The organism is Pseudomonas sp. KH_046_2 (assembly GCF_057838985.1).
This window is the reverse complement of sequence record NZ_CM174480.1, coordinates 6132977-6144657: the sequence shown is the minus strand read 5'-3', so window position 1 is coordinate 6144657 and position 11681 is coordinate 6132977. Positions and strand designations below refer to the sequence as shown.

Below are 11681 nucleotides of genomic sequence, written 5' to 3'. Positions count from 1 at the left end.
GACGATCCCGGGTTGATCGCAGAAATTTTATTTTCCCGGGCTTGCGGCGTCGCTTTTGAGATCGGAAAATTTCGCAGCCATGGTTGGGTTGCCGCGGTTAAGTTTTTTTATCGTAACATCCTGCGCCTTGTCGTTCGCTAGACGAAGGTTTCGGTCGGTACCTAGCAATGCCTCCTTCGTCTTTTGGAGATGGTCGATTGACTTATCAATTTCACTAATCGCCGTTTGAAATCGCTTTGAGGCCAGGTCATAATTTTTTGCGAATGCTGATTTAAACGTATCAAGCTCAGATTCGAAGTTTGTGATGTCGATGTTTTGCGCCTTCATAAGCGCAAGCTCAGATTTGTATTTTAGGGAGTTCATTGCTGCATTTCGCAGCAGCGTTATGATTGGAATGAAGAACTGGGGTCTGACAATGTACATTTTTGGAAAGCGGTGAAAAACATCAACGATTCCAGTGTTGTATAGCTCACTTTCAGGTTCCAGAAGCGAAACCAGCACAGCGTACTCGCACCCTTTCTCAATGCGATCTTTATCAAGCTCTTTTAGGAAATCTTCATTCTTGTTTTTAGTTGCAGTACGGTCATTCTCATTCTTCATTTCGAACATGATGGAAACTATCTCTATTCCTGTCTCATCCGAATCGCGAAATATATAGTCCCCTTTACTTCCGCTTCGTACATCATTGTCTTTTTCGAAGTATGCCTTTGGAAAGGCTGTGGCTCGAATACGATTGAACTCTGTTTCGCAGTGCTGCTCGAGGGTTTCACCAACCATCTTGGTCGATAAGCGCGCTTTCATATCTCGGAGACGTTCGATTGCATCATCACGATCTTTGATCTGAGTTTCGTATTTATCCTTGAGCGATTTTTCTGCAAGCTGTTTTTCTAGTTCGGCTTTTTCGAGGCCACTTTGCAGCTTATCTCTCTCTTTCTCGACAGAGCTAATGGCCTCCGTAATCGCAAGCTTTTTGCCGATTTCTATAGACTCGAGCTTGGATTTCAATTCCTGAATTTCAGAGTCTTTGGTCGCTGCTGTCTTCTGCAATTCATTTAGAAGCTTCGCTTCAGCCAACTTTGAAGCAGATTCTTGTTCGCGGCGTGCCTGCTCAAGCTCGTAAGCAAGCGTGTCACGCTCTTTCTCTACAGCACTTAGCGCCTCATTGACGGCGAGTTTTCGCGCGACCTCTTCAGTTTCAATCCTAGACCGCAGCTCTTGAATTTCTGCATCCTTGGTTGTCGCTGACTTCTGCATTTCGCTAGCGGCCTTGGCGATCGCTAGCTCAACGGCGTTTCGCTTTTCTTGTTCAGCCAGTTCAAGTCGCTCATGCAGCTGCTTCTCGAAATCGGTATCTCGAACCTGTTTGAGAATATCTGCGTATCCAGCCTCATCAATTTTGAATGCCTTTGCACAATGCGGACAGATAATCTCATGCATGCTTTCGCCTCCGTGCAGTTTCCTGAGTTTTCCTGACACCTACGACCCGGATTCCAGCTTCGGGCTTCGGGCTTGCGCGGTTCGCTTGTCTGCGTGTCGAAGCCCCAGGACGACCGTTACCAAGTTCCCTGAGCCCATCATCTTCCTCTCGACTGTAGCACATGGCCGCGTGCCATCAAGGCGCGCTAGGCGGAATGGTACAAGCAACCTCCGTACACCGTATTCATAGGGGAATGCAGCGGAACAGTTCGTTAGCGAGACTGTTCACTAAATAATCCAGGTCGAGTCAATGAAAGTTCTACGTACAGCTACTGCCGGCATGGAGTAATTGAGACTGGCAATATCTGCTGTGGGTCGATTTCTGCCGGCAGAAGCATCCTGCTGGAAGCGACTACATCACTCTATTTTTTCCGTGACTTGGTAGTCATCGGCGTCAAAAATAACATCATCTCCCTCTAACGATACGCAACAGTGGCGTTCTCGTTCGAAGCCGTTACACTGCGCCAGCCGTTCATTTTTCTCTTGAGGCTGTGCGCATGAAATTTCGTTTTCTGCTGTGGATGCTGGGTTTGTTGATGGGTAAGGCCAGCCGGACCAATCCGGCGTTTCAGCAGCAGTTGGGTGACAAGGATCTGGTGTTTCAGCTGCAGACCCTGGACGGGAAAGTGGCGCGGCAATTCCGCGTCAAAGACCAGCGCATCACCAGCCAATCGGGTGTGCATGCCGAGCCTGCGTTTGCGATTGCCTTTAAAGACGCCGCGTACGGCTTTGCCACGATGCAGGCGAAGAACAAGCAACTGGCGTTTATGACGGGGATTCAGGACAAGTCGATTCAGATCAAGGGCAACCCGGCGCTGGTGATCTGGTTCCAGGGGCTGACCAAGTATTTGAAGCCGAAGAAGGCGTAGGAGCGAGCTTGCTCGCGAGAAACTCAAGTACCCCGCGTTTATCCAGGATGCACGCGTCATCGTTGACGACCTTCGCGGGCAAGCCCGCTCCTACAGGATTCAGGTGATCCATGTGGGAGTGTGGCTTGCTCGCGATTGCTTTTCAGCCTTGAGTGAATTGTGAGGCGAGTTCGCGCAGCAGCACTTCGGCCTCGAGGACTTTGCTGACCACGTCGTTGGCTTTATCGCGGCTCAGGCCAAGGCGTTCGAGCAGGGCGTCGGGGATGTCTTCGTCGGGGCCGGAGCCGATGCCTCGGCTGCGCAGCAGGCGCACAGACAGGCACACCAGGTTCGGGTACTCAGCGAAGTCTCCGTCGTAGTGTGGATCGTGCTGGAAGCGCAGGGCGGTGGCCAGCTCTTCAGGCATGTCCCAGAAGCGCATCAGCCACGAGCCGATCTGTTCGCGGCTGATGCCCAGCAGGTGTTGTTCCACAAAGCTGTGGCACAGGTGCGGGTTGACCTCCAGGTGGCGGCAGATCAGCGAGAAGTGCGGCGGGAACACATGGGCCAGCAGCAGGTAACCGAAGTTGTGCAACAGACCGGCGAGATAGGTCAGGCCGGCTTCCGGGCGCTGGGCGCGCGGCATGGCGCGGGTCAGGCCTTCGATGACGGCGGCGGTGTAGATCGATTGCTGCCAGTACGGGGTGGAGTGTTGCGGGTGGTCTTTGGGCAGGCTCAGGGTTTTGCCCAGGGCCAGGCCCAGCGCCAGGTTGATCACCAGGTCGAAGCCCAGCACCCGGACGATCGCGTCTTCCACGGAGCGGATCTTGCCCGGCGAGGCGTAGTACGGCGATGCCGCCCAGCTCACGACTTGTGCGGCCAGCGCCGGGTCGGTTTCGACCACGCCGGTGATGTCGTCGATGGTGGCGTTGGGGTCGACGCGCAGCTTGATGATTTTTTGCGCGGTTTCGGCCAGCGGCGGAATTTCGATGGTCGCTTCCAGGCGCTGCTGGATGCGCCGTGCGGTGAACGCCTGGACGGCCTGGGTGATTTCCTCGCGGTCATCATCGGGGCGGTCGAGGTTGGGGCGGATGCTGGTCAGGTTTTCGCCGAAGTTGGCGGCGCTGGCCTTGGTCAGCATGGTCGCCTTGAAGTCTTCGCTGGTGATTTCCAGCAGCACGCCCGGCTCACCGGAGTTGATCAGCAACTTCGGCTCGCGCAGCAGGCTTTCGTCGTACAGGCACGGTGAACTGGTTAGTGCCGGCAGGCCTGGCAGCAAGCTGAGGTTGTGCTTGCCGAGCATTTTTTTCAGGCGTTCGATGGGTACGGCGGCGAGGCGGCGACCAGTGAGTTCAGTGAGGCGATTGAGGTCCAGCAATTGGCTCTGCGGGAACAGCACCATCAATACGCCTACGCTGTCATCCAGCAGAACGGCCTGCACTTTGCGCGCGGCATTGAGGCCGTGACGGTCAAGCACTTCTTCGTAGGCAATGCCCAACTTGCCCAGCATCAGCCGAATAACCGACGGAGCGTGCGGGGTGTCGGGTGCGAAGGCAACTTCGGTCATGGTCTGTATCCATACTTAAACAATGGCAGGAGTATAACCAGCTTGCTTGGGGCCACGCCTCAGAAACCGTGACGGTTGTCACACTTGGCCGTATTGTTGGCCATGACGCAGCCATCGGTCGAGCAGCGGGCTGACGTGGGTCGGCCAGCGCTCGAGCAATGCCTGGGCGGCATCCCGCACGGCGGGCAGCAAGTCGGCATCGCGCATCAGGTCGGCGACCTTGAATTGAAGCAGGCCGGTTTGCCGGGTACCGAGCATTTCACCGGGGCCGCGCAGCTCCAGATCCTTTTCGGCGATGACGAAACCATCGTTGGTTTCGCGCATGATGCCCAAGCGCTGGCGGCCGATCTGCGACAGTGGCGGATGGTAGAGCAGCACGCAATGGCTGACGGCGCTGCCCCGGCCGACGCGGCCGCGCAATTGGTGCAATTGCGCCAGGCCCAGGCGCTCGGGGTTCTCGATGATCATCAGGCTGGCGTTGGGCACGTCCACGCCCACTTCGATCACCGTGGTCGCGACCAGCAGTTGCAGGTTGCCGGCCTTGAACTCGGCCATCACCGCAGCTTTTTCCGCAGGCTTCATGCGGCCGTGGATCAGCCCGACTTTCAACTCACCGAGGGCGGCGGTGAGGTCCTCAAAGGTGGTTTCAGCGGCCTGGCAGGTCAGCTCTTCCGACTCTTCGATCAGCGTGCACACCCAATAGGCCTGGCGCCCTTCGGCGCAAGCGCTGCGCACCCGTTCGATGACTTCGACCCGTCGGGTGTCGGTGATCAGCACGGTGTTGACCGGGGTTCGGCCGGGAGGCAGTTCGTCGAGGATCGAGGTGTCGAGGTCGGCGTAGGCGCTCATGGCCAGCGTGCGCGGAATCGGCGTGGCGGTCATGATCAACTGGTGCGGGCACATGCGCCCGCCGACGCCTTTCTGCCGCAAGGCCAGACGCTGCTGTACGCCGAAACGGTGCTGTTCGTCGATGATCACCAGCGCCAGGTTCTTGAATTGCACTTCGTCCTGGAACAGCGCGTGGGTGCCGACCACCATCGGCGTGCCGCTGGCGATTTGCTCCAGTGCGGCGACGCGGTTCTTGCCCTTGAGCTTGCCGGCCAGCCAGGCGACTTCAATGCCCAGCGGTTCGAGCCAGCGCTTGAAGGTGATGAAGTGTTGCTCGGCGAGAATCTCGGTGGGCGCCATCAGCGCGACCTGATAACCGGCCTCCAGCGCTTGCAGCGCGGCAAGGGCGGCGACCACGGTTTTGCCGGCGCCGACGTCGCCCTGGATCAGCCGCAGCATCGGTTCGTGCTGGCTGAGGTCGTAGGCGATTTCGTTGCCGACCCGCTGCTGGGCACCGGTTGGGCTGAAGCCGAGGTTGGCCAGGTATTTGGCAGGCAGTTGCGTGGCTTTGGGCATCGCCGGCGCACGCAGGGAGCGCATGCTTTCGCGCAGTCGCTGTTGCGACAGTTGATGGGTCAGCAGTTCTTCGAAAGCCAGACGGTGCTGTGCCCAGTGATGACCGAGGGCCAGTTCATCGACATCGGCATCGGCGGGCGGGTTGTGCAGGTAGCGGATCGCATCGGCCAGCGGTGCCAGTTGGTAGTCCCGGGCCAGTTCGTTCGGCAGCCAGTCGGGCAGGCTGCTGGGGCCGAGCAGGGTGAGGGTCTGCATGCACAACTGGCGCAAGCGCTGTTGGGTCAGGCCTTCGGTAAGCGGATAGACCGGGGTCAGGGTTTCATCCACTGGCGGCGGTTCGTCGCCGGTGATGGCGCGGTACTCCGGGTGGTAGATCTCCAGCCCCGAAGCACCGGGCCGCGCCTCGCCGTAGCAGCGAATTCGCGTGCCGCGTTTGAGGCCTTCTTTCTGCGCGTTGCTGAAATGGTAGAACCGCAGGCTCAAGCCCCCGGTGCCATCCTGCAACCGGACCACCAGGCTGCGCCGCCGGCCCATGACCACATCGGCGCCGCTGACAGTGCCTTCGATGACCGCATCTTGCCCGGGCCGCAGTGCGCCGATCGGCACGACACGGGTGCGATCCTGATAGCGCAGGGGCAGGTGAAACAACACGTCCTGGAGGTTTTCCAGGCCGACCTTGGCCAGTTTCTCGGCCATGGCTTCACCGACACCCTTGAGTGCCGTCACCGACACTTGCGACAACTCGCTCATGACCGTTGCTTAGCCCGCAGCGACTTGCGTCGCTGGCTTGGCCACCGAGCACAGGCGAATGGAGTCAGCGAGGATTTCTATCGCTTTCGGGCGCGGGAAGCTGGCGCGCCAGGCAATGGCCACGGTGCGGAACGGTACGGGCGCCGACAACGGACGCACCTCGATCACACCCGGGGCGTAGTGATGGCTGTCGACTGCCGACAACGGCAGGATCGAAATCCCGAGGCCCGAGGCGACCATGTGGCGAATGGTTTCCAGCGAACTGGATTCCACAGTGGTGTGCTTGGCGCCGTCGTTGCCTTTGGTCAGGGTCGGGCAGGCTTCCAGCACCTGATCACGGAAGCAGTGGCCTTCGCCAAGCAGCAGCAGGCTCTTGTCGTTGAGCAGGCTGGCGTCGATGGACTCTTTTTGCGTCCACGGGTGCTGGGCCGGCATCAGCACGTAGAACGGCTCGTCGTAGAGTTGCAGGGTCAGCACGTCGGCTTCATTGAACGGCAGGGCGATGATGATCGCGTCGAGTTCGCCGTTACGCAGTTTGTCGCGCAGCACGTGGGTGAAGTTTTCTTCGATGTACAACGGCATCTGCGGGGCGACCCGGTGCAGTTGTGGAATCAGGTGCGGAAACAGGTACGGCCCGACGGTGTAGATCGCGCCGACCTTGAGTGGGGCGGTCAGCTGGTTCTTGCCGGCCTGGGCCAGTTCGCGGATGCCTTGGGCCTGTTCCAGTACCTTTTGGGCCTGGGCCACGATGCCTTCACCGACCGGCGTCAGGCGCACGGCGCTTTTGCTGCGCTCGAAAATCAGCACACCGAGTTCGTCTTCAAGCTTTTTCACGCCCACCGACAGGGTCGGCTGGCTGACGTGGCAACGCTCGGCCGCGTGGCCGAAGTGCTGCTCTTGGGCGAGGGTAACGATGTAGCGTAATTCTGTGAGGGTCATAGCTAGCGTCCATGTAGTTGCGGGCCAAGCATACCGGCTGCAATCGATAGACGCACGTTATCAGACGTAGGAGCGAGCTTGCTCGCGAAAAACCTGAGATCGCCCCCGGGGTGTCAGGCTTCAAGCGTTATCGTTCGTCTCATTCGCGAGCAAGCTCGCTCCTACAATGGTTCAGCGGTTTTCAGCGTCGGCGTTTTTCCAGCGAATACACAAACGGTGCAACAATTTCGATGGAGCCATTGGTCAGCATGTCGGCCGGTGGCTTGGGCAGCGGTTGAGCGCGGCGGATCATTTCCAGGGTGGCCCGGTCCAGATCGGCAGTGCCCGAGGCGCCTACCAGCTCAAACGACAACACATTGCCTTCGGCATCCACGACGAAACGCAGACGGTTCATGCCTTCCTTGCCCCGCGCCTGGGCACTTGCAGGGTACTTTTTGTACTTCTGCAGATGCGCCAGCAAGGTGCCTTGCCAGCTGGCCTTGGCCGCCAGTTGAGCCGGCGATGGGCCCGGCGCGGGCTGGGCGGATTTCTCCGTCGGTGCCTGAGTCTGCTGGGTTTCGGCCGGTTTTTCTTCAGCCGGTTTTTCCTTCGGCGGTTCGGGCTTCTTCTCTACCGGTTTGGGCGGCTGCGGCTTCGGCTTGGGTTTGACCGGCTTGGGCACGGCAATTTCGGCTTTCGGCGCTTCAGCGAGCTTGGGTATCGGCAGTTCTTCAACCGGAGCCGGTGGCTGCACAGGGGTGACGACCTTCGGCGGAGCAGGCGGTGGCGGGGCAGGAACCGGTGCCAGTTCGACCAGCATTGCCTGAGGGGGCAATTCGATGGGCGGACGGGCGGACCAGTTCAGCGCCAGCGCGATGGCCAGCGCGTGAACGCCCAGCACCACTGCCAGACTACCGCTGTAACGCGTCAGCTTATGGCGCGTCGTGATCATTTCTTGGCTGCCGTCTCGAGTCCGACCAGACCGACCTTCAGGTAACCGGCAGAGCGCAGGTTGTCCATCACGCTCATCAGGTCGCCGTAATCCACGCCTTTGTCGGCCTGGAAGAAGATCGTCGTGTCTTTCTTGCCCTGGGTCTTGGCGTCGAGGGTGGCGCCGAGTGCTTCGGCCTTCACTTCGTCTTCACCGAGGAACAGGCGTTGGTCAGCCTTGACGCTGAGGAACACCGGTTTCTCTGGCCGCGGCGCCGGTTTGGCGGTGGAGGCGGGCAGGTCGACCTTGATGTCCACGGTGGCCAGCGGAGCCGCCACCATGAAGATGATCAGCAGCACCAACATCACGTCGATGAACGGCGTGACGTTGATTTCGTGGTTTTCGGACAGATCGTCGTCTGCCCCTTCTTTCAAATGCAGGCCCATGGCCGATTACCCCACTTTCACCATGTGCGGTTGCGAGCTGCGCTCAGGCTGGTGGTCGAGGTCGCGGCTGACCAGCAGCAGGACCTGTGCCGACGCGTCGGACACCTGAGCCTTGTAACCGGCGATGGAGCGGGCGAAGACGTTGTAGATCACGACGGCAGGAATCGCTGCAACCAGGCCCAGAGCGGTAGCCAGCAGGGCTTCGGCGATGCCGGGAGCGACGACTGCGAGGTTGGTGGTCTGGGTCTTGGCGATGCCGATGAAGCTGTTCATGATGCCCCAGACGGTACCGAACAGACCGACGAACGGCGCGGTGGAACCGATGGTGGCCAGCACGCCGGTGCCGCTGCTCATGTTGCGACCGCAGGCCGCGACCAGGCGCTCAAGACGGAAGCTGACGCGTTCCTTGATGCCTTCTTTTTCGCGGCTGTTGACAGACAGGCGCATCTCTTCGAGGGCGTCATGTACCAGCAGGTTGGCCAGGGTGCCTTCCTTCGCCGCGGTGGCGCTGGCTTCCTTGAGGGAGGCGGATTTTTTCAGTTGGGCAATTTCACCGCGCAGACGACGCTTGGCGCCCATCAGCTCAAGACCCTTGGCGATCCAGATGGTCCAGGTGATGATCGAGGCGATGGCCAGGCCGATCATCACGATTTTCACGATGATGTCGGCATTCTTGTACATGCCCCACGGCGACAGGTCATGGGCCATGCCCAGGGTGTTGTCGGCTTCGAGGACTTCAGGGACGTCTTCACCCAGCGTTTCTGCCGGTGCGGCCTGGGCCGGATCGGTCGCGACCGGAGCAACGGCCGGGGCGGCGTGACCGGCCGGAGCAGGTGCGGTGGCGGCTGGTGTGGCTGGCGTCTGGGCATCGGCGAAAGCGGCGACTGGCGCGAGCATCAGGCTGAGGAGCAGGGCGGCCACCGCGCTCCAGGCGCGAGGTCGTTTGGTTGGCGAAGCGGAGAATTGATTGCGTGTCATGCTGGCCGGACCTGAGAGAAAAAACGGGTGATGTTCTTCCAGGCCTCGAAGGCCGAGAACAAAAGTGGGGAGGCATTATTGCAATTAATTCTTGTTAACTAAAGTAATAGCGTCTCTTTTTTTCCTGCATTGCTAGCCGCCTGTCTATTGCTGGCGCTAGTCTGTGGCTTTCCGATGGGAGTTTTCTGATGTCTGCGCCTACTGTTTTGATCGCCGGCTGCGGTGATGTCGGCAGCCGCCTGGCCACACAATTGCTGGCGGCGGGGTGGGAGGTCCATGGCCTGCGACGCGACGTTTCACGTCTGCCCAAGGGCGTCATCGGCGTGGCTGGTGACCTGTTCAACAAAGACTGCCCGGACACTTGGCCAATCGGCGCCGTGGATTACCTGGTGTATTGCGCGGCGGCCACCGATCACGACGAAGCCGGTTACCGCGCTGCGTATGTCCAGGGCCTGGAGCATGTGCTGGAGTGGCTGGACGACTACGGGCAGGTGCCCAATCGCCTGTTGTTCGTGTCCAGCAGCAGTGTCTACGGTCAGCAGAACGGCGAATGGGTCGACGAGGCCTCACCGGCCGTGGCGGCGGGCTATTCCGGGCGTGTGATGCTCGAAGCCGAGCAACTTGCCCTCAAGAGCGGCATTCCGGCGAGCATCGTGCGTCTGACCGGCATTTATGGTCCGGGCCGTGAGTGGCTGCTGACTCAGGTTCGTCGGGGGTATCGCGTGGTAACTGATCCGCCGTTGTATGCCAATCGGATTCATGCCGACGACGCCGCAGGATTGATGGCGTGCCTGCTTGAGGCGGATCGGCGTGGGGTGGCGCTGGATGATGTCTACATCGGCGTCGATGACGCGCCGGCAGCGCTGGCCGATGTGGTGGGCTGGTTGCGTGAGTATCTGGGTGTGACCGAGTGGGCCGATGACGACAGCGTGCGTCGCACTGGCAGCAAGCGCTGCAGTAATGCGCGGGCCAAGGCGTTGGGCTGGACGCCGAAGTATCCGAGTTTTCGCGAGGGGTATGCGGCGATCATTGAAGGGCGCTGCTGACTTACAGTCACCCTAAAGCAACTGTAGGAGCGAGCCTGCTCGCGATGAGGTCATAACATTCAACATCCTCGTTGACTGCTACATCGCCATCGCGAGCAGGCTCGCTCCTACATGGGTTACGCGTTGCTTATTGCTTTTCCAGCAACCACTTGCGATCGCCCGGCGTGTACTGGGGCATCTCGTCTGCCTGCGCCGTGTTCACGGTCTGGAAAATCTCCAGCTCTTTGCCCTTGCGTGCAAAGATCCAGGCGTTGCCCTGGCCATTTTGTTGCAGCCACATATTGTCATTGCCGCCGCTCATGGAGGCGCAGTCGCCGGCCAGGCACAACGCATAGCGGTCGCTGCCTGGCAGGCCGGTCACCTGGCCGTCGGCCTGGAATTGAACCGTGTTGCCTTCGCCCGGGCCGTTGACGATTGTCCAGCCACCGCCCATGTAGGCGGAATACAGCGCACGTTCGAAGCTGGCGCCCATCGGTGCGCCATCGGGTACCTGGATCTGTACGCGGTCGAAGACTTGCTCAGGCTCGTTGTCGCTGGCGGACTGGCTCAGTTGCTTGCCGTCACGCTTCAGCTCACTGGCCGAGCTGCCATAGAAGTCGACTTTCCAGGCGCCGGACTGTTCACCCAGCAGCTTGCCGTCGACATTTTCAAAACCGTTGGTGTAGCGGGCCTGACCGGCCTTGGTGTTGATGTCCCATTCCAGGTTCGGGCCATAGGCCTGGAGCGCTTCACGCAGGGGGACGCCTTTGGCGGCAGCATCGATCGCCACCTGGTTGATCCAGGTGCCGCTGATATCTCGGTCGGCAGGGTTGCTGGCACATCCGCCCAGGAACAGGGCGAGCAGCGAGAGAGCAAGCGCGTTGCGCATGGGTGGAATCCTTTCAAGCATTCTTTACAGCAGAGCAGTCGGCGCAGCCCGAGGCTGCGCCGTACGCATTACTCGATGACCAGGATGGCATCCATTTCAACCTGCGAACCCTTTGGCAGGGCTGCTACGCCGATGGCGGCGCGGGCAGGGTAAGGCTGGTCGAAGTACTTGCCCATGATCTCGTTGACCTTGGCAAAGTGGCTCAGGTCGGTAAGGAAGATGTTCAGCTTGACGATGTCCTTGAACGAACCGCCAGCGGCTTCAGCCACGGCCTTGAGGTTCTCGAACACCTGGACGGTCTGGGCTTCGAAGCCTTCAACCAGTTCCATGGTTTTTGGGTCCAGGGGAATCTGACCCGACATGTAAACGGTGTTGCCAGCCTTGATCGCCTGGGAGTAAGTACCGATGGCGGCCGGGGCCTTGCCGCTGGTGATAACAGTCTTGGTCAT

General features: G+C 59.8%; 11 protein-coding genes. 2 read left to right on the top strand and 9 right to left on the bottom strand.

What is annotated here, in order from left to right; translation table 11 throughout:
* Positions 1-27 precede the first annotated feature (27 nt).
* Entirely contained in the window at positions 28-1437 is a 1410-nt protein-coding gene (locus AC3IX1_RS28095) for a DUF2130 domain-containing protein (RefSeq protein WP_489386573.1), read from the bottom strand.
* Between the two features lie 536 nt (positions 1438-1973).
* Between AC3IX1_RS28095 and AC3IX1_RS28090 the strand changes: the two genes are divergently transcribed.
* Positions 1974-2345 carry a hypothetical protein gene (locus AC3IX1_RS28090; RefSeq protein ID WP_046038928.1) on the top strand — a complete coding sequence of 124 codons (372 nt, stop codon included), beginning with the start codon at positions 1974-1976 and terminating at the stop codon, positions 2343-2345.
* 142 nt (positions 2346-2487) lie between these two features.
* On the opposite strand, the gene AC3IX1_RS28085 is transcribed toward AC3IX1_RS28090, so the two are convergent.
* The 6 genes from AC3IX1_RS28085 to exbB form a co-directional block, all read right to left on the bottom strand.
* Positions 2488-3891: an aminoacyl-tRNA deacylase and HDOD domain-containing protein gene (locus tag AC3IX1_RS28085; RefSeq protein ID WP_489386572.1), complete on the bottom strand. Its 1404-nt coding sequence runs from the start codon at positions 3889-3891 to the stop codon at positions 2488-2490.
* A gap of 78 nt (positions 3892-3969) precedes the next feature.
* On the bottom strand, positions 3970-6045 hold the full coding sequence (gene recG, locus AC3IX1_RS28080; RefSeq protein ID WP_489386571.1) for an ATP-dependent DNA helicase RecG: 2076 nt from the start codon (positions 6043-6045) through the stop codon (positions 3970-3972).
* A gap of 9 nt (positions 6046-6054) precedes the next feature.
* Positions 6055-6984 carry a hydrogen peroxide-inducible genes activator gene (locus AC3IX1_RS28075; protein WP_008000272.1) on the bottom strand — a complete coding sequence of 310 codons (930 nt, stop codon included), beginning with the start codon at positions 6982-6984 and terminating at the stop codon, positions 6055-6057.
* A 181-nt stretch (positions 6985-7165) separates the two neighbouring features.
* Positions 7166-7915: an energy transducer TonB family protein gene (locus tag AC3IX1_RS28070; RefSeq protein WP_489386570.1), complete on the bottom strand. Its 750-nt coding sequence runs from the start codon at positions 7913-7915 to the stop codon at positions 7166-7168.
* On the bottom strand, positions 7912-8340 hold the full coding sequence (exbD, locus tag AC3IX1_RS28065) for a TonB system transport protein ExbD (RefSeq protein WP_007989589.1): 429 nt from the start codon (positions 8338-8340) through the stop codon (positions 7912-7914). Before exbD ends, AC3IX1_RS28070 begins: the two co-directional genes overlap by 4 nt.
* 6 nt (positions 8341-8346) lie before the next feature.
* Positions 8347-9318, bottom strand: coding sequence for a tonB-system energizer ExbB (exbB, locus tag AC3IX1_RS28060; protein WP_489386569.1), 972 nt, complete (start codon positions 9316-9318; stop codon positions 8347-8349).
* Between the two features lie 188 nt (positions 9319-9506).
* Here exbB and AC3IX1_RS28055 point away from each other — a divergent pair, with 188 nt between their 5' ends.
* Positions 9507-10364, top strand: a complete 858-nt coding sequence (locus AC3IX1_RS28055) for an SDR family oxidoreductase (RefSeq protein WP_489386568.1) — start codon at positions 9507-9509, stop codon at positions 10362-10364.
* A 127-nt stretch (positions 10365-10491) separates the two neighbouring features.
* Here AC3IX1_RS28055 and AC3IX1_RS28050 read toward each other — a convergent pair whose 3' ends face one another.
* Both AC3IX1_RS28050 and AC3IX1_RS28045 read right to left on the bottom strand, forming a co-directional pair.
* Positions 10492-11232: a hypothetical protein gene (locus tag AC3IX1_RS28050; protein ID WP_489386567.1), complete on the bottom strand. Its 741-nt coding sequence runs from the start codon at positions 11230-11232 to the stop codon at positions 10492-10494.
* A 68-nt stretch (positions 11233-11300) separates the two neighbouring features.
* Entirely contained in the window at positions 11301-11681 is a 381-nt protein-coding gene (locus AC3IX1_RS28045) for a RidA family protein (protein WP_489386566.1), read from the bottom strand.

What these genes read in the sequence shown, in the direction of transcription:
- AC3IX1_RS28095 (WP_489386573.1), bottom strand. Translation starts at nt 1,437, where the DNA reads ATGCATGAGATTATCTGTCCGCATTGTGCAAAGGCATTCAAAATTGAT.
- AC3IX1_RS28090 (WP_046038928.1), top strand. Translation starts at nt 1,974, where the DNA reads ATGAAATTTCGTTTTCTGCTGTGGATGCTGGGTTTGTTGATGGGTAAG.
- AC3IX1_RS28085 (WP_489386572.1), bottom strand. Translation starts at nt 3,891, where the DNA reads ATGACCGAAGTTGCCTTCGCACCCGACACCCCGCACGCTCCGTCGGTT.
- recG (WP_489386571.1), bottom strand. Translation starts at nt 6,045, where the DNA reads ATGAGCGAGTTGTCGCAAGTGTCGGTGACGGCACTCAAGGGTGTCGGT.
- AC3IX1_RS28075 (WP_008000272.1), bottom strand. Translation starts at nt 6,984, where the DNA reads ATGACCCTCACAGAATTACGCTACATCGTTACCCTCGCCCAAGAGCAG.
- AC3IX1_RS28070 (WP_489386570.1), bottom strand. Translation starts at nt 7,915, where the DNA reads ATGATCACGACGCGCCATAAGCTGACGCGTTACAGCGGTAGTCTGGCA.
- exbD (WP_007989589.1), bottom strand. Translation starts at nt 8,340, where the DNA reads ATGGGCCTGCATTTGAAAGAAGGGGCAGACGACGATCTGTCCGAAAAC.
- exbB (WP_489386569.1), bottom strand. Translation starts at nt 9,318, where the DNA reads ATGACACGCAATCAATTCTCCGCTTCGCCAACCAAACGACCTCGCGCC.
- AC3IX1_RS28055 (WP_489386568.1), top strand. Translation starts at nt 9,507, where the DNA reads ATGTCTGCGCCTACTGTTTTGATCGCCGGCTGCGGTGATGTCGGCAGC.
- AC3IX1_RS28050 (WP_489386567.1), bottom strand. Translation starts at nt 11,232, where the DNA reads ATGCGCAACGCGCTTGCTCTCTCGCTGCTCGCCCTGTTCCTGGGCGGA.
- AC3IX1_RS28045 (WP_489386566.1), bottom strand. Translation starts at nt 11,681, where the DNA reads ATGACCAAGACTGTTATCACCAGCGGCAAGGCCCCGGCCGCCATCGGT.